Raw genomic sequence first — 23935 nt, forward strand, 5'->3', positions numbered from 1 at the left:
TGTATACAACGTATTTTATATAAGAATTCCACAGTTCCCACAATAACTACTACTACTAAATTTTTTATTTTATTAATTATTTTTATATTAGAAAAAAGTAAAAAATTAATTTATTGAATTTAATTTACGAAAAAAGTATATTGTATTTGTAAAAAGTTCCAAATTAAGATGGAAATTATTTGTAATCAAAATGAATTAAATAATGCTATACAACTAGTGAGTAAAGCAGTTGCTTCAAGACCAACGCATCCAATTCTTGCAAATATACTTTTAACAGCTGACGAAGGAACAAATAAAGTTAGCATGACTGGATTTGACCTTAATTTAGGAATTCAAACTTCTTTCGATGGAACTGTTAAAAATAGTGGAGCTATTACTATACCCTCAAAACTTTTATCCGAAATAGTAAACAAACTACCTAATGAAACTCCTGTCTCTTTAGTAGTTGATGAGAATTCAGATAATATTCTCATAAAGAGTGACAGAGGTTCTTTTAACCTTAAAGGGATCCCCTCTGATGAATATCCTAATTTACCATTTGTTGAAAGTGGGACTTCTTTGAATATTGATCCTAGTTCTTTTTTAAAGGCTTTAAAATCCACCATTTTTGCTAGTAGTAATGATGATTCAAAGCAACTACTCACAGGTGTTAATTTTACCTTCAAAACAAATTATCTAGAGTCTGCTTCTACAGATGGCCATAGATTGGCTGTTGCTTTAATTGGTAATGAAGAACATATCGAAAATAAAGAAAACTTATCTTTAAAGGATGATAATTTTTCAGTAACTATCCCAACTAGATCATTAAGAGAAATTGAAAAACTAGTATCTTTGAGAAGCTCAGAAAATTCAATTAAGCTTTTCTATGATAAGGGTCAAGTAGTATTTATATCTTCCAATCAAATAATTACTACAAGGACCTTAGAAGGTACTTATCCTAATTATTCACAATTAATTCCTGATTCTTTTTCTAAAATTCTGAATTTTAATACGAAAAAATTAATTGATGCATTAGAAAGGATTGCTGTTTTGGCTGATCAGCAAAGTAGTGTTGTAAAGATTAAATTAGATGATACAGATTTAGCTTCAATCAGCGCAGATGCTCAAGATATTGGAAACGCAAATGAATCAATACCTGTTTCTTATTCTGGAGATAATTTTGATATTGCATTTAACGTAAGATATCTGTTAGAAGGTTTAAAAGTTATTGCTTCTGAAAATGTACTTTTAAAGTGCAATATTGCAACTACTCCAGCTGTTTTTGTGCCAGAAGATAATCTCAATTCTTTTACTTATTTAGTTATGCCTGTGCAGGTTCGTTCTTAATTTGAAATTACCTAGAGAAATTTTATTAAGTGAATTACTAAATTATAGTGTTAAGGGTAATATGGTCCTTAATTATGGAAATGGTGAAAATGTTTGGATGCACCCTCCAGTTCACCGGATTCTAGGATGGTATTCTCGTCCTTCAAATTTTGATTTAAAAAGAAATGTTTGGCGATTAAATCAAATTACTCAAATAATAGATAATGAAATTTATGTCAAAGGCGATCCAGCTATTTCGGATTTAGCAACTTTAAATAGGTTCCCAACTTTAGTAGAAGCTAATCTTATAAATATAAATGGATCAAAAATAGGAGTCATTGCAGATTTTTTATTTGAAATGAAAACGGGAAAAATTAAATATTACTTAGTTTCTAGATCTAGTCCTAAGATTCCAGGTTCTAGTAGATGGAAATTAACTATTGATAATATCAGTGATCAACAACCGGGATTGGTATTCTGTGAAATTAATTCTTTAGATGATTTATCTTTAATAAAATCAAGTATTAAAAATGAATTTATGCAAAAAGGGAAAAAAATTTTTGATAGATTTGATGATATGAAAAATATTGCTTCTAATAGATTAGAGGAATGGCTTGAAGAAGATGAAGATATTAGCCAAAACTTAGATTTTAAACAAAAAAGTTTTTATAATAATGACAGAACATCTATACCGTTTAGTGAAAAAAAAGAAGATGACCCTTGGATATAAATAATGATAAATCAAGAAAATAATGATCTATATGATCTTAATGAAGCACTACAAGTTGAAAATTTAACACTTAATGATTACGAAGAAATTTGCAAAAGATTAAAGAGAAAGCCTAATAGAACTGAATTGGGCATGTTTGGCGTTATGTGGTCCGAACATTGTTGTTATAGAAATTCAAAACCTTTACTATCTAAGTTTCCCACTAAAGGTAAAAATGTTTTAGTTGGACCTGGAGAAAATGCTGGCGTTATTGATGTTGGAAATAATCAAAAACTTGTTTTTAAAATAGAAAGTCATAATCATCCTTCAGCTATTGAACCTTTTCAAGGCGCAGCAACAGGTGTAGGAGGAATTTTAAGAGATATATTTACAATGGGTGCAAGGCCAATCGCAGTTTTGAATTCATTGAGATTCGGCAATCTTGATAAATCATCAAATATTGATTTACTACGAGGAGTTGTATCAGGTATCGCGCATTATGGAAATTGTGTAGGTGTGCCGACTGTTGGAGGTGAAATTGACTTCGATGATAGTTACTCTGGAAATCCTCTAGTGAATGTTATGGCTTTAGGACTTTTAGAGACTGACGAAATCGTTTGTTCTGGAGCTAAAAATGTAGGATCACCAGTGTTATATGTTGGTAATACTACTGGCAGAGATGGAGTTGGTGGTGCTAGTTTTGCTAGTTCAGAATTAACTACAACCTCACTAGATGATAGACCAGCAGTTCAGGTGGGTGATCCATTTATTGAGAAAAGTCTTATTGAAGCTTGTTTAGAGGCTTTTAAAACAGGAGATGTAATTGCAGCTCAAGATATGGGTGCTGCAGGTTTAACATGCAGTAGTGCAGAAATGGCTGCAAGTGGAAATTTAGGTATATCTATTGATTTAGATTTGGTTCCTTCTAGAGAAGATGATATGTCCTCATACCAATATTTATTATCTGAATCGCAAGAAAGAATGTTGTTTGTCGTTCAAGAAGAAAAAGTTAATGGACTTATCGAAAAGTTTAATAAATGGGGACTATATGCCAATGTAATTGGTCAAGTAATAGGAACTAATGAGGTAATTATTTCTCATAAAGGTGAAATTGTTGCGCAAATACCTACTTCTGCTTTATCTGATGATACCCCCGTAAATTTTCACAATGTGATGAAAAATCCACCTGATTACCTTTTAAAGAAATGGGAATGGAAAGAAAATAATTTACCAGATATTCATGAGCAAAAAATATTTTCATTTAAGGAAAATAAGAATTTCTCTTATTCAGAAATTATTTTAAAATTACTTTCTAATCCTTCAATAGCTTCTAAACGATGGATTTTTAAACAATATGACTCTCAAGTGCAGGCAAATACAGTTTTTAAACCTGGAAAATCAGATGCAGCTGTAATCAGACTAAGGGAACAAAATAAAAAAAATAAAAGTAAAGTATTTTCTGGTGTCGCTGCTTCAGTTGATTGCAATAGTAGATGGGTTTCGCTTGATCCTTTTAGAGGAGCTATCGCTGCCGTTGCAGAGTCCGCTAGAAATGTGAGTTGTGTTGGTGCTGAACCAGTAGCAATTACAAATAATTTAAATTTTTCTTCCCCTGAGAATGAAATAGGATATTGGCAACTTTCATCTTCATGTAATGGAATTGCTGAAGCCTGTAAAGCTTTAGAAACTCCTGTAACAGGAGGTAATGTATCTTTATATAATGAATCCAAAAATAATGATAATCTAATTACTCCTATCAATCCTACTCCTGTTATTGGAATGGTTGGAAAGATAGATAATGTCGAAAAAGCTATAAGTAGTGAATGGAAAAATATTGAAGATCAAATCTGGTTAATTGGTTCTTCCAAATCAGAAATAACAATTGCAGCTAGTTCTTATCTGGAATATTTTCATGGAGAAATTACAGGTCGGCCTCCAAAAATAGATTTGTTGGATGAAAAGTTTTGCCAGAGTTTTTTAAGAAATGCGATTTTAAACAGATTTGTAGTTTCTTCTCACGATATAAGTGACGGAGGTTTAGCTATAGCTTTAGCAGAGTCTTGTATCTTGTCTGCAAGGGGTGCCACTATAGAATTAGAGGAAGATTTAAATAGAGTTGATAATTTATTGTTTGCAGAAGGAGGTTCTAGAATTATTTTTTCAATTAGTAAAATGAAACAAAATGAATGGTTGAATTATTTAAAACAAAAGCAAATAAATTTCCCATCAAGTGTTTATGTAAAAAAAATAGGATACGTATCTAGTGACACGCTGAAGATAAAAATCAACGAAAAAAATATTTGCAAAATTAGGGTTGAGGAATTAACCGAAAAATTTAATAATAGTATTTCAGATTACTTTTAAATATGAAAAACATTTCTCAACTATTAATTATTTTAAGATATTAAGTTATGTGTGGAATAGTTGGAATCGTTTCTTCAAATGATGTAAATCAACAAATTTACGATAGTCTTTTGCTTTTGCAGCATAGAGGTCAAGACTCAACAGGTATAGCAACAATGGAAAATACTGTTTTTCATATACATAAGGTTAAAGGTCAGGTTAATACTGCTTATAGAACTAGAGATATGAGGAATTTAATTGGCAAAATTGGATTGGGTCATGTTAGGTATGCAACAAAGGGATCAGCAGAAAGTGTAGAAGAAGCACAGCCTTTTTATGTTAATGCTCCTTATGGAATTGTTTTGATACATAATGGAAATTTGACTAATACCAGAGATTTAGAAAAACAGTTATTTAATGTCGACAAACGGCATACAAATTCTTCAAGTGATACTGAAATGTTGTTAAATGTATTTGCGACAGAATTACAAGAACAAATTAATAATCAAGAATTAGAACCTGATATTATTTTTAATGCGGTCAAATCTTTACATAAAAGGATTCAGGGGTCATATGCTTCAATTGCGTTAATTTCAGGACATGGTTTATTAGCATTTAGAGATCCTTTTGGTATTAGGCCATTAGTCATAGGGAAAAGACTTTCATTAACCACAAAAAAAGAAGAATGGATGGTTGCAAGCGAATCTTTAGTACTTGAAAATAATGATTATGAAGTAGTGAGAGATGTAGATCCAGGAGAAGCTGTTTTTATAAATCTTGATGGGGAGTTTTTCTCGAAGCAATGTTCTGAAAATCCGATGTTATTTCCTTGTGCTTTTGAATATGTTTACTTAGCTAGGCCAGATTCAATTATGAATGGAATTTCAGTCTATAAAGCTCGTTTAAAGATGGGAGATTACTTAGCAGAAACAATAAAAGAAACAATCAATTCTGGAGATATTGATGTAGTTATGCCTATTCCTGATTCTTCTCGACCCGCGGCAATGCAAGTTGCAAGACAGTTAGGGATAGAATATAGGGAAGGTTTTTTTAAAAATAGATATGTTGGCAGAACATTCATAATGCCTGGTCAGCAGAAACGTAAGAAATCTGTAAGGCAAAAATTAAATGCCATGAGTGCAGAGTTTAAAAATAAAAATGTATTAATTGTTGATGACTCGATAGTAAGAGGTACTACTTCAAAAGAAATTGTCCAGATGGCTAAAGATGCAGGAGCAAATAAAGTTTTTTTTACATCAGCAGCGCCTCCTGTTCGTTATCCTCACGTTTATGGAATTAATATGCCTAATAGAGATGAATTAATAGCTCATAATAGGACAATAAGTGAAATCGCCGATAAACTGGAAATTGATAACCTTGTTTATCAAAGTGTTGAAAGTTTGCGTAAATCTATAATTGGTGATTCTCCCATTAAAGGTTTAGAGATGAGTTGTTTTACTGGTGATTATGTAACTGGAACAGTAAATCAAGAATACTTAAATTGGGTTGAAAATGAATATAAATCTTAGTCAAGAAAGTTTTCAAGTCGGAAACAATTTTCAAGGTATTCATCATAATCTAATTTTAAAAAATCAATTAAAAAGTTTGATTTATTGGATTTGAAATTTAATTTATTTAGGTCTAATCTTGCAGATTTATTTTTATTAGTTTCAATATCAAGGTAATGGTTACTTGCCATTATTTTGAGGAAGTAATCGTTTTTAAGTTGGATTTTTTCATTCAAATATCCCAAACTGTATTCATTTGAGCAGTAAATTTCATTACTATTTATGCAAAAGATTTTTCCTTGTTTAGATATTAAAAAAATATTTTCTCCATCATTAAATGTACAACAAGAAACGATTTTTTCAGATGGTAAAAGTTTTGCAATTATTAATCCTTGGGATTGTTTTGAAGTTGGAGTTAAAAATTTATTTGATAAATTAAATTTAAAAATTCTTCCTATCGAGGTTAATATTATTAAATCTTTGCTTTCATTAGAAATAAAAGAATCAATTGTTTTTAAATTATTTTTTAATTTTGTAATTGTGAAAGATCTATTGCTTTTAATCATATCTTCATCAAATAAAACTTTTTTAAATCTTCCATCTGAATTTAATATACATAAATAATTTCTAGTTTCTTTTTTAATTGAATGAAAATTTATTATTTCACTAGGATGAATATTTCCAAGGATTTTATTATCTAATTTATAGTCTTTATTAATATTTGATTCCCAATCAATATTAAATACTTTTCCCGTATTCGTGATTCCAATTAATTTTATATTTTTTTCAATATTACATATAAATTTTTGAATATTTTTATTATCTATAATTTTATTTACAACCTCAAACGATTTCTTGTAATTACCTAAAATCATCTTTTTTAAATAAAGTCTATTGTCTATGTATAATTTTGTTTTTTTATTTATAAGTTCTTCTAATATCTGATTATTAAGCGTTTCTAATTCTTCATTTTGATTTATATTTTTAATTATTTTTGTTTTACGTATAACATTGTATTTTTTCTTTAATATTAATAATTCTTCTATAAGTAATTCAAGTAATAATTCTCTTTCGTTCAATAATTTTTGAAAATAATTCTTTTTTCCTTCTAAATTTTTTATATCGTTATCAATTTGATTTTTTTCTAGATTTGTTAATTTTTTTAGTGGCATATCCAAAACTGAATTTGCCTGTTTTTCACTTAAGAAAAAATTTTCTACTAATTTTGATCTAGCTTGCACAGAATTTTCTGATTCTTCAATAATTGCGATAACTTTTTTTATGTTTTTTGTAGCTTTAGATAAACCTTCTGATATTTCTAATTTATCAAGAGTGTTTCTTAGAAAATAAAAAGTTCTTTTTCTAATAGTTTCTTCTCTAAATTCAAGAAAATAGTTAAGATATTTTTTCAGATTTAGTTGTACAGGTTTGCCTTTAATTAAAGCTAAGAATATTGCGCCAAAGTTTGTTTGGAGAGTTGTTTTTTTATATAAATTAGAAATAACAAGTTCAGAATTAGAATCTTTTTTTAGTTCTATTACAATTCTCATACCATCTCTATCGCTTTCATCTCTAATATCTGAGATCCCATCAATTTTTCCTGTATTAACAAGTTCTGCGAGTTTTTCAATCCAACCTGCTTTATTACTTTGGTAAGGAAGTTCAGTAATGATTAATGCATTTTTTTTATGTTTCCCTTTCCCTAAATTTACCTCTTCCGTATTTACAACTCCTCTCATCGTTATAGATCCTTTTCCAGTTTGATAAAGTTCTTCTATTGCTGGACTATAAATTAACTCTCCGCCTGTAGGAAAATCAGGACCTTTAATAATGGTAGAAAGTTTTTTATCACTAATATCATTATTTTTTACTAAAGCAATTAAACCATCTACAATTTCTCCTAGGTTGTGAGGAGGTATGTTTGTTGCCATTCCGACAGCAATACCTGATGAGCCGTTCAATAATAAAAATGGAAGTTGGGCCGGAAGAACATCTGGTTCTTGTTGAGAACCGTCAAAGTTATTTGAAAAGCTTACTGTTTCTGATCCAATTTCTTCAAGAAAACCTTTATGAGCTATCGGAGCTAATCTGGTTTCAGTATATCTCATTGCTGCTGGTGGATCATTATCTACAGATCCAAAATTTCCATGGCCGTCAAGAGCAGGATATTTTGTAGAAAAATTTTGTACTAGCCTTACTAATGCATCATATACTGCTTGATCGCCATGAGGATGGTACTTTCCAAGTACATCTCCCACAACTCTCGCACACTTTCTAAATGGTTTATCAGGTGTTAATCCTAATTCGTACATCGCAAAAAGTATTCTTCTTTGCACAGGCTTAAGACCGTCTCTTGCATCAGGTAGAGCACGTCCAACTATTACGCTCATTGCATACTCCAAATAAGAACGTTGCATTTCTTCTTGAAGTGAGATGGAAGTGAAGTTTTTCTTATCCATTAGAGCGCAAAATTAAAAAATTATTGATTAACTAAATTAAGACTAATAGGTAAAACAATATTTACCAGTATTGAAAATTAAGATGATTCAATTATTTTTGTTTTTGCCAGTATTACATCTTCTTTTAGTTTTTCATTTTGCAAAAGAATTTCTGTAGAGGTTTGTAATTTCTCTCCCCATAATTGTTCTTTTCTATAATCATAATTGACATATTTGGGATCTTTAGCCAAAGCTTTTTTTGCTAGCTTAATTGCTAACTCAGTATCATTAATTCTTATACAAGAGGCAAGTCCTAGTAATGGTTCAGCATTTTCCTGAATTGAGATTGCACTCTTAAAAAGTTTGATGGATAGATTTATATTGTTTTTTTCGAAATAAGCTAAACCTTGATTATTTATTGCTTGCCAGAAATTAGGTTTAATTTTTATTGATTTATCAAACAATTTGATAGCGCCCAAATAATTTTTTTCTATTAATAAGATATTTCCCAATTGAAAAATAGCTTTATGGTTATTAGGCTCAATCTTTAATCCTTTTTCTAAAGCAATCTTTGCTTTTGTTGGTTGGGAAATTCTTAAGTAAATATTACTTTTAGCAAAATATATTTCGCTAGTATTTGAATTGATCTGTTCTGCTTTATTTAGAGAATTTAATGCGTTTTTGTATTGATCGTTAGCTATTTGTGCTTCAGCTAAAATTAACCATAATTTTTCATCTCTTCCATTAATTTTTATAGCTAATTTTGCTAAGTTAAGGCTGTTTTCATATTGCCCAAAATAAAGCATTTGATATGCATTTTTTCCAATATATGAACTTTGCTTTTGTAAATTTTTTATTGTTGGGAAATAATAATAGGGTACTATTGCTTGAACTTTTTCTATTCGAAAAAAGTAAAAACCGATCAAGGAGATCCAGAGAATTTTTTTAAAAAACTGTTTCATATTTTAATTTTTTTATTCTTTAGATTTGCTTTTATGTTTCTTTTCCACATCCATGGCTTAATTCTTTTTAATGTAGTTCCTTTGAGTTTTTCCCCCCAAGTTTTATCGTCCCAATTTAGCGATTCACTATTAAGATTTTTAATCCATTCTTTCGGTGTCGTCTCATAATTATTGTTGTATGGCACTGATTTATTCCATGGGCATACATCCTGACAAATATCACATCCTGCTATCCATCCATCTAAATTTTTTTCTATTTTCTTTGGAATAGTTTTATCTCTGTTTTCTATTGTGTGATACGCAATGCATAGATCTGATTGTATTACAAAGGGTTCTACTATCGCATTTGTTGGACAATGTTCAATACACTTATCACATTTTCCACAAAGTGATTCATGAGGTTTATCTGGGATTAAATCCTTTGTAAGAATCATAAAACCCAAAGTAAAAAAAGAACCATTTTTTTTGCTTATTAAATTACTATTTTTACCTATCCAGCCAATCCCTGCTTCTTCAGCCCATGCTTTTTCGAGAAGTGGAGAGGTATCAACACATATTTTCCATTTGCAATCAGGAATTTCTAGGTTGATCCATTTACCAATATTCTTTAATTTTTTGTGAATAACTTTATGATAATCCTCCCCTTGGCCAAATTTAGCTACCTTGAGTAAACTATTGGTGTTGTTTTGTGAATTAATGTAAGCAAATCCAACGCTTAAAACACTTTTTGCATTTTCAAAAAGTAAACCTATATCTCTTCTTTTTTCTGCTTCCATCCATTTCATTTCAGCATGGTTATTATTTGATAACCATCTCTCTAAAGCATTAGTTCTTAATTTTATACGCGAACTTCCTGGAATTGAAGCTATTCCAGCAATTGTAAAGCCTTCAAAAATAGCTCTTTCTTTTAACTTTTTACTTAATTCTTTTTTTTCTTGTACTGTATTAATCATTTCTCAAATTTTATAGTACTTCTTTTAAAAGTTATTTTGAAGAATAAACTTATAAATAAAAAAAGATATATTTAAAAAAAATATATCCTAACTCATTAAAAACAGTTAAATTATAAGTAAAGTTAATATAGTTAGAAACGTTATTTTGGTTGAATCTAATCAAAATCAAGATTCCAATTTAGGATCTAGGCTTCAACAAGATCTAAAAAATGATCTTATAGCTGGCTTGTTAGTTGTTATACCCTTAGCAACAACAATCTGGCTGTCATCTTTAGTAAGTAAATTTGTTTTAACATTAGTTACTTCAGTTCCAAAGCAATTAAATCCCTTTATTACATTAAATCCTTTATTACAAGATTTAATAAATCTTACTTTAGGTTTAACTGTTCCTTTATTAGCTATTTTGCTTATAGGCTTGATGGCGAGAAATTTTGTAGGAAGATGGTTATTAGAATTTGGAGAAGGCACTTTATCAAAAATTCCAGTAGCTGGAGCTGTTTATAAAACTCTTAAACAATTGTTAGAAACTTTCTTAAGCAATAAATCTAATAGATTTAGAAGAGTTGTTTTAGTTGAATATCCTCGTGAGGGACTATACAGTGTAGGCTTTGTAACTGGAGATGTAGGTCCTTCTCTGCAGCCAGAATTAGAAGAAAAGTTACTTAGTGTTTTTATACCTACAGCACCAAATCCAACTACTGGGTGGTATACACTCGTTCCTGAGTCTTCTGTCAAAGATTTGGATATTTCTGTTGAAGATGCTTTTAGAACAATAATTTCAGCTGGTATAGTTAATCCAGATGAAAAAAATAATACAACAAATCCAACATTTTCAAAATTGTTTTCTCAATTACGATCTTCCAGTAATACTTCTTCTTAATTGATGCATAATAGATCCCTTTCTCGAGAATTATCTTTAATTTCTCTTGGCCTTATAAAAGATAAAGGTGATTTGCAATTAAATAAATTTCAGATAGAAGAAATTTTTGAATCTGCTTTGGATACTCTAATAAATCATTGCAGAGACGAATTAGATAATTGCGAGTCTGAGTTAGAAAATGCTTCACAAAATATATTAGATAGTGAATTGCAAGAAGGTTTTGATTTCTCTTATTCAAATGTGCGAGATGAGTTAAAAAACTCTCTGACAAAAATTGAAACTGTAATGAATACCCTCTCAGTTACTTTAGATTTTCCAAAATTAATTGTTTCTAGCGGCCAAATTGATATTAGAGAGGATGTTAATCAAAGGATTTGTAATATAATTAACAATCTTAAAAGTATTGATTCAGATATCGACGAAGTAATGGATGGATGGAGATTAAAAAGATTACCAAGAATTGATAGGGATATTCTGCGATTGGCCTACGTGGATATCAATTTTTTGAACACACCTGTAGCTGTCGCTTGTGATGAGGCAGTCAATCTAGCTAATAAATATAGTGATTTGCAAGGAAGAAAATTTATTAATGGAGTTTTAAGGAGATTACAAACAATTTAATTGTTATTATTATTTGATATAAATAAATAGTATTTTAAAAATTTTAATTTCGAATTACAAATAATAATGACCGATACTGATTCCGATAATTCTCGCGAGTGGGCTGCACAAGCATATGCACTTTTAAAAAAGCGTCAGGAAGAGCAAAAGCAAGAATTAGAAAAACAGGAAGAGCAAAAGCAAGAATTAGAAAAACAGGAAGAGCAAAAGCAAGAATTAGAAAAACAGGAAGAGCAAAAGCTTATTAATATTGCTAGTAAAAAAAATATTCTTCGAAAGTCTAAAACTATTTCTGAGCCTGAATTAGGAGAGTTTGATGATAATTTTACTTGGTCTGCAATGGTATTGGCTGCTCAAGGAAAAAAAATAAATCAAATATCGATTGATGAAATTGATTGGTTAACCAAATTGCGAAGAGGATTAGAAGAAACTCGAAAAGGATTTGTTACTGAATTATTGGATAGATTGGGAGATGATCCTCTTACTCCTGAATCTCTTGATGATTTAGAGACGCTTTTAATTAGAGCTGATGTAGGGATTGATTCGACCGATAAAGTAATAGATTCTCTCAGAAAAAAATTAAATGAGGAAGTCGTTGGTGGAGAAGAAGGAATAAAATTCTTGAAGAAGGAATTAAAATTAATTCTTGATAAACCAATAAAAAATTCGGGTAGAGATATTTTAGTTCCCCAAAAAGGGAAGTTAAATGTCTGGTTATTAGTAGGAGTTAATGGTGTTGGTAAAACTACTACGTTAGGAAAATTAGCATATTTGTCATCTAGAAGTAATTATAAAACATTGATAGCTGCTGCTGATACCTTTAGAGCGGCTGCAGTAGAACAACTCAAAGTATGGGGAGATAGAAGTAATGTTGACGTTATATCTAATCAATCAAAAAATGCTGATCCAGCTGCTGTAGTTTTTGACGCAATTAATTCTGCAAAAAAAAGAAATGTTGATTTATTACTTGTTGATACAGCGGGCAGACTGCAAACTAAAAATAATTTGATGGATGAATTAGCAAAAATAAAAAAAATTATTGATAAAAAGGTTCCAGATTCAATCGTTGAATCATTATTAGTTTTAGACGCAAGTCAGGGTCAAAATGGTTTAAAGCAAGCAAAAAGTTTCGCTAAATCAGCAGATTTGAGTGGTGCAATTATTACTAAATTAGATGGGACTTCTAGAGGAGGAGTATCTCTAGCCGTATCTGAAGAAGTAAATTTGCCTATAAGGTTTATTGGAGCTGGAGAAGGTATAAAAGATTTAAGACCATTCAATAGTTATGAATTTATAGAGGCTATGCTTGCAGATAAATAAAAATTAAATAATTTTTTTTTAAAAATTAAAATTTAATGTTAAAACATACTTATCTATTAAATTTGTTTTGACAAATAATCAAAGAGAAAAAATATTTTCGAACAAATTTATTAAAAATTTTTTAGAAAATCAATCTACAGTAACTTTAAAAAATAAATATAAATTTGCTGAAATTGCCTCTTCATTAGCATATTACTTAAAATCATTTTCCAACATAAATAAATTACTCGATTATGTATGCTTAATTTTTAAACATATTTTTTCAGAGAATATAATTTTAATTATTCCTTTAAATTATGAGGGCGGAATATGGCATGAAAATATAAAAATTTCTGCTAAAGAAGAATATTTAATAATACAAGAAGAAATTAATAGTTTTTTGAATAAATTTCAATTTTCAAAAAATTTTAAAATAAAAGAAATTCTAACCTTTGAAAATGCTTTAAAAAATGATTTTCAAGAATATAAAATTGAAACAAAAAAAATATTAACTAGAGGAAAATGTAGAGGATTTATTTACATTTTAAGTAAAGACATAACTAAGCAGTCGATTACTGAAGATAGTAATTTTAATTTTATTGCAAATTGTCTTGCTGTTGGATTAGAGAATTACTACTTATTAAAAACAAAGAAAAAGCATGAAAAAGTAGATAGAGAGATTTCGACTGGTGCCGAAATTCAATCTCAATTACTCCCTGATTATTGTCCAATTATTCATGGTATAGATCTAGCTGCACACTGTAGACCTGCTCTTCAGCTTGGAGGGGATTACTATGATTTTATTTGCTTAAAGACGAATATCTCTGAAAAACGAAAAGAAAAATCAAGATGGGCCTTTGTAATAGGTGATGTTATGGGTAAAGGGCTTCCAGCCGGTCTTTTAATGACTATGTTAAGAGGAATGTTACGAGCAGAAGTTCTTACAGGCCTGCCTCCAGATAGAATTTTGCATGATTTGAACCAACTAGCAATAAATGATTTAGATCAATCTCATAGATTTGTGACATTGTTTTATTCGGATTATGACCCTAGAACCAGAAAATTGAGATTCGCTAATGCAGCTCATAATCCTCCTCTGCTTTGGAAAAGTTTAGATCAGAAAATTATAAAATTAGATGCCGAAGGATTTGTTCTTGGACTACAAAAAGATGCTGAATATCATTGTGGTGAAATTAAGCTTAATGAGAATGATTTAGTTCTTTATTACACAGACGGAGTAATTGACACTTCTAACTCTCTAGGGCAAAGATTTGATGAGGAAAGGTTAATTAAAACTCTCACAAAATTATGCAAGCAATCTTATACATCCCAAGAAATTTTAAATAAAATATATAAAAAGTTAGACGATTTTACAGGGCAAAATAGACATCTGGAAGATGATGCATCGATGATTATTTTTCAATTGACATAGATATTTTTTGTCACTTATATAAAAAAATGCTTTATTAGAGATACTTAAAGCTAATAATTAATATGGCAAAAGTTTGGAGTAAAAGGTTTGATAATGCACTTGACCCTTTTATTGAAAAGTTTAATGCCTCTATTGGTTTTGATAGAAAGCTTATTTTAGAAGATTTAGATTGCTCTATTGCTCATGCGAAAATGCTTGGCAAAACGCAAGTTTTATCCTCTTCTGAAGCTTCGGAAATTGTTAATGGTCTAGAGTCAATAAAAGTTGATTATTTGGAGGGTAAGTTTTCTCCTAGTCCACCCTCTGAAGATATTCACTATTGTATAGAAGAAAAATTGATAGGTTTAATTGGCGAAACTGGAAAGAAATTACATACAGGCAGAAGTAGAAATGATCAAGTTGGTACAGATATAAGATTGTGGCTAAGAAAAGAGATTGATAATATAGAAATTTTAATAACCGATTTACAAAAATCCTTTTTAAATCTTGCGAAATCTAATATTTATACATTAATACCTGGATATACCCATATGCAGAGAGCTCAGCCACTATCTTTGGCTCATCATTTATTGGCTTACATAGAAATGCTCCAAAGAGACCGTGAGAGGTTTAAAGAAGTACGTTCAAGAGTTAATATTTCTCCTTTAGGAGCTGCAGCATTAGCAGGAACAAAAATAAAAATAGATAGGCATTTTACAGCTGCAGAATTGGGTTTTGAAAAGATTTATAAAAATAGTATTGATGCAGTTAGCGATAGAGATTTTTGTATAGAATTTGTTTCTGCTTCTGCCTTGTCAATGTCACATTTAAGTAAAATTTCAGAGGAAATAATTTTATGGGTAACTGATGAATTTTCTTTTGCAAAATTAACAGATAAATGTGCTACGGGAAGTAGTTTAATGCCTCAGAAAAAAAATCCTGATGTTCCAGAATTGATAAGAGGTAAGACAGGAAGAGTGTATGGACATCTTCAGGCATTGTTAACTATGGTCAAAGGGGTACCACTTTCATACAATAAGGATTTTCAAGAGGATAAAGAGCCAATATTTGATACTGTAGAAACAATATCTTCTTGTATGAAAGCAATGACTATTTTAATTAATGATGGCATTGAATTTAATATTAAAAATTTATCTGATTCTGTAGAAAATGACTTTTCTAACGCTACCGATTTGGCAGATTACTTAGTTGGTAAAGATGTTCCTTTTAGGACTGCTTATCAAGTTGTTGGTGAAATTGTTAAATATTGCCTGGAGAGAGAAATATTATTTAAAAATCTCAAAGTTGATGAATTTAAAAAATTTCATCCAGAATTTGATGAGGATGTTTTTTCAGATCTTAAACCTCTTAATGTCGTTAAATCAAGAAATAGCGAAGGCGGTACAGGTTTTGTTCAGGTAGAAAAAGAGCTAAATAATTGGCAAAAGAAATTGTTAATTTGAATCTCAATTATTTTCCTACAACATGGGTATGCTTTGAAGTAGAATGGTAAGGCAATATTATGGGACTACAAATTGTAGTTTTTTTAAGGTAAATTTTCTTTGTTGAGTTTAAAGTGAGTATTTTTGTTGGCAATTTGCCGTTCCGCGCAGAGCGTGAAGATGTGATACAGTTATTCGCACCTTTTGGTGAAGTTCTAAATTGCTCTCTTCCCTTGGAGAGAGATACTGGAAGGAAAAGAGGATTTGCATTTATTGAAATGGCAGATGAGGCGATTGAGTCTACCGCTATTGATGGTTTGCAAGGCACGGAACTTATGGGTAGGCCTTTAAGAATTAATAAAGCCGAACCAAGAGGTTCTGGCGGATCTCGTAGGGGAGGAAGAGGCGGCTACGGCGGCGGTGGTAATAATGGTGGTGGCTATGGTGGCGGTGGCTATGGCGGTGGTGGTAATAATGGCGGTGGCTACGGCGGTGGTAATAATGGCGGTCGCTACGGCGGTGGTGGCTATGGCGGTGGTGGTAATAATGGCGGTGGCTATGGCGGTGGTGGTAATAATGGCGGTGGCTATGGCGGCGGTAGTTTCGAATCTAATAGCTCTTACACTAATAAATCTTCTGGAGCAGAAGGTTGGGAAGATAGAAGTTATGGAAATTCTTCTGAAAACTCTGAATATGAAAGTGGCAGGAGCAGGAGAAAAAGGGGAATGTCCAATGAGAGCAATGCTTCAAACGAGACAAGTTAGAAACCCATTTCTTCAAGCTCTGTTGTTAATTTAAATAAGTATTCAATATTTAATTCTTTTCTTATAGATTTATTTGAAATTTGATTCCTCCAAATTTTAGCCTTTGGTATACCTTCAACTAAATTTATAAGATGTTTACAAATATCCCAAGATTTTCCTCCGTTACTTAAATGCGATTCTATGTATGGAATTAAGGAGAATATAACACCTGAAGCATTTTTAGGTTTTGTATTGATTCCATAAATTTTTTGATCAATTTCAGACCATCTTAAGGGATGTTTATATACTGACCTTCCTATCATGACTCCATCAAAATCATTTAGGGCTTCTAATGATTCGTCGATATTTGTTAAACCCCCATTAATTTCTATTAATAATTCTGGATTTGATTTTTTCAATTTTTTTACTATGTTGTAATTTAGTGGAGGTATCGTCCTGTTTTGTTTTGGATTTAGACCTTTTAATATTGCTTTTCTTGCATGAACTGTAAATCGGTCTGCGCCGGCATTTGCGATAATTCTTACGAAATTATTTAAATTAACGAAACTATCCTCGTTATCGACACCGATTCTGTGTTTGATAGTAACAGGTAAATGAGAATTATTTTTTAGTGATTCTATACATTTTGCTACTTTCTCAGGATCTTTCATAAGTGAAGCTCCAAAATTTCCAGAACAGACCCTTGGACTCGGACAGCCAACATTAAAGTTTATTTCGTCATAACCCCAATCTTGAGCCATTAGGGCAGCCTCTTTAAGGATTTCAGGGTCATCGCCACCTAATTGAATGGATATTGGGTGTTCTTCATCATTGAAATCCAGAAAATTTTCTTTTTTATTTGTATGAGCTAAAGTCTGGGCCACAATCATTTCTGTATATAAGAGAGCTTTAGAACTTATTTTTCTCATTATCATTCTGAAATGTTTATCAGTACAATCCATCATTGGAGCAATACTTAATTTATGAATATTTTTAATAGAATCAGAATGTATGGAACTCATTTCTTTTTATGTGAGTAAATATATGAATCAATTTTTATCAAGAAGAACTTTTATTCTAATTCCTACTATGTCAATACTAAAAACATTTTTTAAGCCTATGCAAGTTTTAGCTTCTTCGCTTGCTTCTAAAGAGGAGTGGAATTTATCAAAAGAAGAATGGAAATCCAGGCTAAGCCCAGAATCCTATTATATTTTGAGGGAGGAGGGAACTGAAAGAGCTTTCAGTAGCGAATTAAATAATGAAAAAAGAAAAGGGATTTTTCATTGCGCAGGATGTGATTTACCACTTTTTCTCTCAGATAAAAAATTTGATAGCGGCACTGGATGGCCAAGTTTTTGGGATCCAATCCAAGGATCAGTTGCAACAAAGGTTGATTTTAAGTTGATTGTCCCAAGAACCGAATATCACTGCTCTAGATGCGGAGGTCACCAAGGACACGTTTTTAATGATGGGCCACTTCCTACAGGCAAAAGATACTGTAATAACGGATTAGCATTAAGATTTGTTCCTGAGTAAAAATTTGTGCGGCCTTCCGCAACTTGTTTTGTGCATCACTTTATTGGAGAATAGTTTTATTAAATTTTTATAAAAATGATTGAAAATCAATCAGACAATATTGATATTAAAGAAGATGATGTTTCTAATCAGCATAATGTCCCTGAGGATACTTCATCTGCTGAAGATAAAATAATCGAAAATGATGAATTATCTTCAGAAAAAATAGAAAAATTAAATACCGAAGAATTAAAAAATACTATTTCCAATAATGATGCAAGGTTAGAACAGTTAGAAAAAGAGCACGAAACATTAAAAAATCAATATATAAGAATTTCAGCAGATTTTGATAATTTTAGAAAAAGGCAGTCTAGAGATCAGGATGATTTAAAAGTCCAACTTGTTTCTAAAACTTTAACTTCAATACTCCCAATTGTTGATAATTTTGAAAGAGCAAGACAACAACTAAAACCAGAAAGTGAAGAAGCTCAAGCTTTGCATAGAAGTTATCAAGGATTGTATAAACAATTGGTAGAAGTTCTAAAACAACAGGGGGTGTCACCTATGAGAGTTGTTGGTCAGCAATTTGATCCAAGCTTGCATGAAGCTGTATTAAGAGAGCCTAGTGAACAGTTTAATGAAGATTTCATTATTGAAGAATTGCAGCGAGGATATCATCTTGAAGGTAAGATTTTGAGACATGCTTTGGTTAAGGTTTCTATGGGACCTGGTAAACAAAATTCACAACAGGAAGTAGAAAAGGATACAGTTGAAGAGGGAACTGATTCAGAGGTAAATACATCTGAAGATGTATAAATTCCAAATTCTTATTTGAGCATTATCTAATGACTGATTTCTATCAAATACTTGGAGTTTCAAGAGATGCTGATGCGGATACCTTAAAAAAGGCTTACAGAAAATTAGCAAGGCAATATCATCCTGATGTCAATAAAGAACCTGGTGCTGAAGATAAATTTAAAGAAATTGGCAAGGCTTATGAAGCACTAGCTGATCCTGAAACTAGAGCTAGATATGATCAGTTTGGAGAGGCTGGCCTCGGAGGTGCGGCTGGCATGCCTGATATGGGGGATATGGGAGGTTTTGCAGATTTATTTGAAACCTTTTTTAATGGCTTTGGTGGACAAAATCCTCAGGGAGGAAGAACTCAAAGAAGAGGTCCTCAACAAGGAGATGATTTGCGGTATGACCTTAATGTTGACTTTAAAGATGCAATATTTGGTCAACAAAGAGAAATTAAAATTCCTCATCTGGAGACATGTGAAGTTTGTAGGGGAACAGGCTCCAAACCAGGAACCGGGCCAAAAACTTGTTCAACATGTGGAGGAAGTGGACAAGTTAGAAGAGCTACGAGAACACCTTTTGGTAATTTCACACAAGTAGCTGAATGTCCTTCATGTAATGGGGCTGGTCAGATAATTGCAGATCCATGTGTAAGTTGTGGAGGAAATGGAGTAAAGCAAGTCAGAAAAAAATTAAGAATTAATATTCCAGCAGGAGTCGACACTGGTACTAAGTTAAGAGTTTCGGGAGAGGGAAATGTTGGTTTAAAAGGAGGTCCACCTGGAGACCTTTATGTTTTTATCAAGGTTAAGAGTGATTCAAAACTTAAAAGAGATGGTGTGACTATTTACTCAGAAATAGCTGTAAGTTATTTACAAGCTATTTTAGGAGATACTGTTAAAATCACCACAGTTGATGGAAGCGTTGACTTAAAAATTCCTAGTGGTACCCAGCCAAATACAACTCTCTCACTTGAGAATAAAGGGGTTCCTAGACTTGGCAATCCAGTTGCTAGAGGAAATCATGAAGTCTTAGTTAAGGTAAAATTACCAACTCGTGTAACTGATGAAGAGCGACAGCTTTTAGAGGGTTTAGCTTCTCAATATTCAGATAAAAATATTAATTCTACTAGTGGACTTTTTAGCAAATTATTTGGAAATGAATCCTAATGACTTCTCTAAAGCATTTGGATCTTAAATCTGTTCCATGTCCTTTAAATGTCGTCAAAATCAAATTGGCTTTAGAGAAGTTGTCCAAAAATGAACAACTTATAGTTGAACTAGATAAAGGTGAACCAGAAGAAATGGTATTAAACAATTTAAAAGAGATGGGATGCTTGTTTCAACAAATTAAAGAAAATGAAAAATTTATAAAAATAAAAGTATTGAATGAAAACTAATAGTAAACATTTAGGATTAGTTACAAAAAAATTTAATGATTTTTTTTTAGTCGACTTAAAAGATCAAGAAAATCTAGGAAATAGTGAGAAATTCTTATGTAAGGTGAGGAAGTCTATAAATTTTAAGGATCAATTAATTTATGTTGGAGACGAAGTAGTAATTGATAATATTGATTTAAAAAGCAAACGCGCAGTAATAGCAAGTCTAAAAAAAAGAAAAAATTTACTTGTTAGACCCTCCGTTGCAAACATTTCTAACATATATATTACTTTTTCTGTTGAAGAGCCAGAGTTGAATTTATCTCAAGTTAATAGGTTTTTGATATCAGCAGAATCGATGGGAGTTGAAGTGTCATTAGTTTTGACAAAATGTGATTTAATCTCAGATACTAGAAGATCTTTTTTACTTGATAAATTTGGGAAATGGGGTTATCAAGCAATAACTTTAAATTTAGATAAATCTGATTACTTTAATAATTTACTAGCTGAGTTAAAGCAAAAAGAGTGTTCAATTTTCATGGGCCCATCTGGTGTTGGCAAAACTACTTTGCTTAATATGGTAATTCCAGGTCTTCAAAATAGTACTGCTCCAGTTTCCAATAAAATTAAGAGAGGGAAAAACACTACTCGAAATGTTGAGTTATTTTCTTTATCAAATCAAAGTTATATTGTGGACACTCCTGGTTTTAATATGCAACCTCTAGAGGTTGATATTGGGTTGTTGCCAAATCTTTATTCGGAAATATATAAACAAGTAATCTATAAAGAAATTAAATGTAAATATCGTAACTGCTTACATCTAAACGATGAAGGCTGTAATTTAGATAAATCCTTCGAAAGATATCCTTTTTATAAAGAAATGATCGAGTCTTCTAAGAGTCACTATTCTCAAAACCTGGAAGATTAAGGTTTAATCCACCAGTCAAATCATTCATTCTCTCTTTCATAGTTGTAGTAGATAATTCATGAGCTTTTTGAATAGCTTGTAAAATATTTTGCTCAATCTTTTCTTTATCTGCATTTAAAATATTTTCTTGTACTTCTACCTTTAAAGGAAGTTGGTTTCCACTTATCCAGACTTTGATCATTTCATCGTCACTTTTTCCTTCAATTTCCATATTTTCAAGCTCATCTTGTAATTTTTGAGCATCTTGCTGAATTTGTTTAGCTTTTTTAAAAGCTTCTGTAAGTTGTCCAAAGTTAGGAAGTCCAAAACCCGCCATTTTGTAAAAAAGTTTCTTTAGTTAGGATAGTCAAAACCAATCATTCTTACTTCCGGTTGCAAAAAAATTCCTTTGTTTTGTAGTACTTTTTGTTGAATCACTGTTATTAATTCATAAATATCTTTTGAACTTGCTGAAGAAGTATTAATAATAAAATTTGAATGCATTTTAGAAATTTCTGCACCGCCAATTTTAAATCCCTTTAAGCCCACATCATCAATTAATTTTGCTGCATAATTATTTTCAGGATTTTTAAAAACACTACCAAAACTTGGTTGATCATATGGCTGTGTTTCTGTTTTTAATTTAAGGTTATTTTTGGTTGTTTTAATTAATTGTTCGAGATTTCCATTTGGTTCAAAATGTAGTCTTGCACTAATAATTGTAAAATCATTTCTTTGAAAAGAACTAAATCTATACTCAAACTTGATATCTTTTTTTTCAATTTCAAGTTTTTCATGAGTTTTATTATTTATAACTTTTACGGAAATCAGATTTTTTGCTAACGATAAATTAGCTGTGCCAGCATTCATATAAATTGCTCCTCCCAATGTTCCTGGAATTCCAACAGCCCATTCACCTCCTTGCAATCCATTTTTAGCAAGAGAATTAGATAATGTTGGAAGCATGACACCTGCTTCCGCTTCAACAATTCCAGAATATGGCTCTATCGATAGTGATTTCATTTTTTTTGTACATATAACTAAACCTTTTATGAAAATATTATTTATTAAAAGATTGGAACCTGCGCCAATTATTTGGCATCTTTGTTTGTTTAAACTTGCCCATTTTACTAAATATGAAAATTCGTTTAAATTGCTTGGCTCAGCGAAATATTCAGCTGCTCCTCCCACTTTTATAGTTGTATAACTACTTAGATTATAGTTTTTAGAAAAAATCTTTTTATTCATAAATAAGTTATTTATTTTAATTGTTTTTTCCATTTAGAATTGACCAAAAATTATGACAATCTCCAGCCCCCATATTTAAAATTAAATCTCCTTTTTGAGTTAATTCGTAAAAGTTCTTTGTAATTTCATGATAATTATTTATATAACTAACATTTTTGTTTTGTTTATAAATCAGATCAGTGATAATTTTCGAAGTAATTCTATCTTCGTTCTCTTCTCCTGCTCCATAAATACTGGTTACGTAAATAACATCTGCTTTTGATAATTCTTTAGCGAATTCTTTAGAAAATTGTTTTACTCGAGAGTATCTATGAGGTTGGAATATAGCTATTAATCTACTCCTTTTACATTCATTATTATGTTTTTGCTTAATAAATAATCTTCCTAATTTAATAGTTTCTTTTATTTCATTTGGGTGATGTGCATAGTCATCATATAAACTTCTTTCTTCTATTTGGCCTCTGAATTCAAATCTTTTTCTTGGTAGTTTAAGATATTTTATATTTTTCTTAATTTCTATAAAATCTATACCTATCAATCTTGAAGCTGCTATTGCTGCGGTGATATTAGATAGATTGTGTAATCCTGGAATTGGAATATTTAAACTACTAATAAAATTTCCATTTTCATAATATTTTCCAATCGTATATTTTGAGTTCATTTGAGTAGGGATTATTGCATAAGCTACGTTTTTAGTTGTAGTGTTTGACCACTTACTATTAGATATAAAATTATTTCTTGTGGTTTCACAATCAAAATTTAATAATAATTTTTGTGAGTTTGTAGCAAAACTTTTAAAAGAAGATATGACTTCACTTAAATTAGAAAAGTGATCGCAATGATCAAAATCAATGTTATTGATTATTCCAATGTCAGCTTTATATTTATTAATTGTTCCATCAGATTCATCAACTTCAGCGACTAAGTATTTTGTATTTTCTAAATGACAATTAGAGTTGTAAATAGGAATTATTCCTCCAGTTATTGAAGAAGAATCATGTGTACATAACTCAAGTATTGTAGAAAGAAAAGTACTGGTTGATGTTTTTCCATGGCTGCCTGCTACTGCCAATACAGTGTAAGTACGCATTAGCATGGCAAGTATTTCTGAACGATGTTTTATTGATAAATTTTTTTCTCTGCAGTATGAAAATTCTTCATTTTCAGGCTTGATCGCAGAGCTTACAACAAAATTAATCAATTTGTTGGTAAATTTTGAAATTACAAATTCAATATTTTTTCGAACTTGAGAAGTAAAGATCACTGCACCTAATTGTTCTAATTTATTAGTTTCATTGTTTTTAACTAAATCAGATCCTGAAACTGAACAACCTTTTTTAAGCAAACCTATTGCTAATGCTGACATTCCAATACCTCCTATCCCAATAAAATGAAAATGACTTTTTAAGAGTAATTCTTTTTCCAATGTTTATCTTTTACTTAAATTAAAATAACTTCTCGGTAAAATT

At 30.8% G+C, this 23935-nt stretch carries 22 protein-coding genes; 15 read left to right on the plus strand and 7 right to left on the minus strand.

All coding sequences use genetic code 11. From position 1 onward, the window contains the following. The first annotated feature begins 168 nt into the window (after nucleotides 1-168). From dnaN to purF, 4 genes are read left to right on the plus strand one after another with little or no spacing between them, the layout of a single operon-like run. The gene (gene dnaN, locus EW14_RS00005) at nucleotides 169-1326 is read left to right on the plus strand and encodes a DNA polymerase III subunit beta (protein WP_042849478.1); all 1158 of its coding nucleotides are present in this window, start codon (nucleotides 169-171) and stop codon (nucleotides 1324-1326) included. A 1-nt stretch (nucleotide 1327) separates the two neighbouring features. Beyond that, entirely contained in the window at nucleotides 1328-2035 is a 708-nt protein-coding gene (locus EW14_RS00010) for a PRC-barrel domain-containing protein (protein ID WP_042849479.1), read from the plus strand. A 3-nt stretch (nucleotides 2036-2038) separates the two neighbouring features. Beyond that, nucleotides 2039-4378 carry a phosphoribosylformylglycinamidine synthase subunit PurL gene (gene purL / locus EW14_RS00015; protein WP_042849480.1) on the plus strand — a complete coding sequence of 780 codons (2340 nt, stop codon included), beginning with the start codon at nucleotides 2039-2041 and terminating at the stop codon, nucleotides 4376-4378. Between the two features lie 47 nt (nucleotides 4379-4425). Then, entirely contained in the window at nucleotides 4426-5886 is a 1461-nt protein-coding gene (purF, locus tag EW14_RS00020; RefSeq protein WP_042849481.1) for an amidophosphoribosyltransferase, read from the plus strand. On the opposite strand, the gene EW14_RS00025 is transcribed toward purF, so the two are convergent. The 3 genes from EW14_RS00025 to queG form a co-directional block, all read right to left on the minus strand. Next, complete coding sequence (locus tag EW14_RS00025; RefSeq protein WP_042849482.1) at nucleotides 5883-8324, minus strand: DNA topoisomerase (ATP-hydrolyzing) subunit A; 2442 nt, start codon at nucleotides 8322-8324, stop codon at nucleotides 5883-5885. The two genes, purF and EW14_RS00025, sit on opposite strands and share 4 nt — an antisense overlap. 77 nt (nucleotides 8325-8401) lie before the next feature. After that, nucleotides 8402-9265 (minus strand): tetratricopeptide repeat protein, encoded by an 864-nt coding sequence (locus EW14_RS00030; RefSeq protein ID WP_042849483.1) that lies wholly within the window; start codon nucleotides 9263-9265, stop codon nucleotides 8402-8404. Then, nucleotides 9262-10218 carry a tRNA epoxyqueuosine(34) reductase QueG gene (queG, locus tag EW14_RS00035; protein WP_042849484.1) on the minus strand — a complete coding sequence of 319 codons (957 nt, stop codon included), beginning with the start codon at nucleotides 10216-10218 and terminating at the stop codon, nucleotides 9262-9264. The genes EW14_RS00030 and queG overlap by 4 nt, the downstream gene beginning before the upstream one ends. A gap of 145 nt (nucleotides 10219-10363) precedes the next feature. On the opposite strand from queG, the gene EW14_RS00040 reads away from it, so the two are divergent. From EW14_RS00040 to EW14_RS00065, 6 genes are all read left to right on the plus strand, one after another. Then, nucleotides 10364-11098, plus strand: coding sequence for a DUF502 domain-containing protein (locus tag EW14_RS00040; RefSeq protein ID WP_042849485.1), 735 nt, complete (start codon nucleotides 10364-10366; stop codon nucleotides 11096-11098). Nucleotides 11099-11101: 3 nt separating this feature from the next. Next, nucleotides 11102-11719 (plus strand): transcription antitermination factor NusB, encoded by a 618-nt coding sequence (gene nusB / locus EW14_RS00045; protein ID WP_042849486.1) that lies wholly within the window; start codon nucleotides 11102-11104, stop codon nucleotides 11717-11719. A 66-nt stretch (nucleotides 11720-11785) separates the two neighbouring features. Beyond that, complete coding sequence (gene ftsY, locus EW14_RS00050) at nucleotides 11786-13039, plus strand: signal recognition particle-docking protein FtsY (RefSeq protein ID WP_042849487.1); 1254 nt, start codon at nucleotides 11786-11788, stop codon at nucleotides 13037-13039. Between the two features lie 67 nt (nucleotides 13040-13106). Further along, nucleotides 13107-14450 (plus strand): PP2C family protein-serine/threonine phosphatase, encoded by a 1344-nt coding sequence (locus EW14_RS00055; RefSeq protein WP_042849488.1) that lies wholly within the window; start codon nucleotides 13107-13109, stop codon nucleotides 14448-14450. Nucleotides 14451-14512: 62 nt separating this feature from the next. Further along, nucleotides 14513-15892: an argininosuccinate lyase gene (gene argH / locus EW14_RS00060; protein ID WP_042849489.1), complete on the plus strand. Its 1380-nt coding sequence runs from the start codon at nucleotides 14513-14515 to the stop codon at nucleotides 15890-15892. Between the two features lie 113 nt (nucleotides 15893-16005). Beyond that, a complete protein-coding gene (locus EW14_RS00065) occupies nucleotides 16006-16635 on the plus strand; it encodes an RNA-binding protein (RefSeq protein WP_042849490.1) in 630 nt (209 codons plus the stop codon). On the opposite strand, the gene dusA is transcribed toward EW14_RS00065, so the two are convergent. Continuing rightward, nucleotides 16632-17636: a tRNA dihydrouridine(20/20a) synthase DusA gene (dusA, locus tag EW14_RS00070; protein WP_042849491.1), complete on the minus strand. Its 1005-nt coding sequence runs from the start codon at nucleotides 17634-17636 to the stop codon at nucleotides 16632-16634. The genes EW14_RS00065 and dusA overlap by 4 nt on opposite strands. A gap of 22 nt (nucleotides 17637-17658) precedes the next feature. Here dusA and msrB point away from each other — a divergent pair, with 22 nt between their 5' ends. The 5 genes from msrB (at nucleotide 17659) to rsgA (ending at nucleotide 21239) form a co-directional block, all read left to right on the plus strand. Further along, nucleotides 17659-18153, plus strand: a complete 495-nt coding sequence (gene msrB, locus EW14_RS00075; RefSeq protein ID WP_042851261.1) for a peptide-methionine (R)-S-oxide reductase MsrB — start codon at nucleotides 17659-17661, stop codon at nucleotides 18151-18153. Nucleotides 18154-18228: 75 nt separating this feature from the next. Continuing rightward, nucleotides 18229-18948 (plus strand): nucleotide exchange factor GrpE, encoded by a 720-nt coding sequence (grpE, locus tag EW14_RS00080; protein ID WP_042849492.1) that lies wholly within the window; start codon nucleotides 18229-18231, stop codon nucleotides 18946-18948. 29 nt (nucleotides 18949-18977) lie between these two features. After that, a complete protein-coding gene (gene dnaJ, locus EW14_RS00085) occupies nucleotides 18978-20102 on the plus strand; it encodes a molecular chaperone DnaJ (RefSeq protein WP_042849494.1) in 1125 nt (374 codons plus the stop codon). Continuing rightward, a complete protein-coding gene (locus EW14_RS00090) occupies nucleotides 20102-20332 on the plus strand; it encodes a sulfurtransferase TusA family protein (protein WP_042849496.1) in 231 nt (76 codons plus the stop codon). The genes dnaJ and EW14_RS00090 overlap by 1 nt, the downstream gene beginning before the upstream one ends. Then, the gene (rsgA, locus tag EW14_RS00095; protein WP_042849497.1) at nucleotides 20322-21239 is read left to right on the plus strand and encodes a ribosome small subunit-dependent GTPase A; all 918 of its coding nucleotides are present in this window, start codon (nucleotides 20322-20324) and stop codon (nucleotides 21237-21239) included. Before EW14_RS00090 ends, rsgA begins: the two co-directional genes overlap by 11 nt. Here the strand turns inward: rsgA and EW14_RS00100 are convergent. Genes EW14_RS00100 through murC form a run of 3 tightly spaced genes read right to left on the minus strand, consistent with a single transcriptional unit; the run spans nucleotide 21205 to nucleotide 23892 of the window. Then, entirely contained in the window at nucleotides 21205-21555 is a 351-nt protein-coding gene (locus EW14_RS00100) for a YbaB/EbfC family nucleoid-associated protein (protein ID WP_042849498.1), read from the minus strand. The two genes, rsgA and EW14_RS00100, sit on opposite strands and share 35 nt — an antisense overlap. 17 nt (nucleotides 21556-21572) lie before the next feature. Beyond that, nucleotides 21573-22466: a UDP-N-acetylmuramate dehydrogenase gene (murB, locus tag EW14_RS00105; RefSeq protein ID WP_042851262.1), complete on the minus strand. Its 894-nt coding sequence runs from the start codon at nucleotides 22464-22466 to the stop codon at nucleotides 21573-21575. 16 nt (nucleotides 22467-22482) lie between these two features. Beyond that, nucleotides 22483-23892, minus strand: a complete 1410-nt coding sequence (gene murC, locus EW14_RS00110) for a UDP-N-acetylmuramate--L-alanine ligase (protein WP_042849499.1) — start codon at nucleotides 23890-23892, stop codon at nucleotides 22483-22485. Between the last annotated feature and the right edge of the window lie 43 nt (nucleotides 23893-23935).

It is taken from the genome of Prochlorococcus sp. MIT 0604, assembly GCF_000757845.1.
GTDB lineage: Bacteria > Cyanobacteriota > Cyanobacteriia > PCC-6307 > Cyanobiaceae > Prochlorococcus_A.

Excerpts from the sequence above, each read along its gene's own strand:
- dnaN (WP_042849478.1), top strand. The coding sequence starts at position 169 with ATGGAAATTATTTGTAATCAAAATGAATTAAATAATGCTATACAACTA.
- purL (WP_042849480.1), top strand. The coding sequence starts at position 2,039 with ATGATAAATCAAGAAAATAATGATCTATATGATCTTAATGAAGCACTA.
- purF (WP_042849481.1), top strand. The coding sequence starts at position 4,426 with ATGTGTGGAATAGTTGGAATCGTTTCTTCAAATGATGTAAATCAACAA.
- EW14_RS00025 (WP_042849482.1), bottom strand. The coding sequence starts at position 8,324 with ATGGATAAGAAAAACTTCACTTCCATCTCACTTCAAGAAGAAATGCAA.
- EW14_RS00030 (WP_042849483.1), bottom strand. The coding sequence starts at position 9,265 with ATGAAACAGTTTTTTAAAAAAATTCTCTGGATCTCCTTGATCGGTTTT.
- queG (WP_042849484.1), bottom strand. The coding sequence starts at position 10,218 with ATGATTAATACAGTACAAGAAAAAAAAGAATTAAGTAAAAAGTTAAAA.
- nusB (WP_042849486.1), top strand. The coding sequence starts at position 11,102 with ATGCATAATAGATCCCTTTCTCGAGAATTATCTTTAATTTCTCTTGGC.
- ftsY (WP_042849487.1), top strand. The coding sequence starts at position 11,786 with ATGACCGATACTGATTCCGATAATTCTCGCGAGTGGGCTGCACAAGCA.
- argH (WP_042849489.1), top strand. The coding sequence starts at position 14,513 with ATGGCAAAAGTTTGGAGTAAAAGGTTTGATAATGCACTTGACCCTTTT.
- dusA (WP_042849491.1), bottom strand. The coding sequence starts at position 17,636 with ATGAGTTCCATACATTCTGATTCTATTAAAAATATTCATAAATTAAGT.
- msrB (WP_042851261.1), top strand. The coding sequence starts at position 17,659 with ATGAATCAATTTTTATCAAGAAGAACTTTTATTCTAATTCCTACTATG.
- grpE (WP_042849492.1), top strand. The coding sequence starts at position 18,229 with ATGATTGAAAATCAATCAGACAATATTGATATTAAAGAAGATGATGTT.
- dnaJ (WP_042849494.1), top strand. The coding sequence starts at position 18,978 with ATGACTGATTTCTATCAAATACTTGGAGTTTCAAGAGATGCTGATGCG.
- EW14_RS00090 (WP_042849496.1), top strand. The coding sequence starts at position 20,102 with ATGACTTCTCTAAAGCATTTGGATCTTAAATCTGTTCCATGTCCTTTA.
- rsgA (WP_042849497.1), top strand. The coding sequence starts at position 20,322 with ATGAAAACTAATAGTAAACATTTAGGATTAGTTACAAAAAAATTTAAT.
- EW14_RS00100 (WP_042849498.1), bottom strand. The coding sequence starts at position 21,555 with ATGGCGGGTTTTGGACTTCCTAACTTTGGACAACTTACAGAAGCTTTT.
- murB (WP_042851262.1), bottom strand. The coding sequence starts at position 22,466 with ATGAATAAAAAGATTTTTTCTAAAAACTATAATCTAAGTAGTTATACA.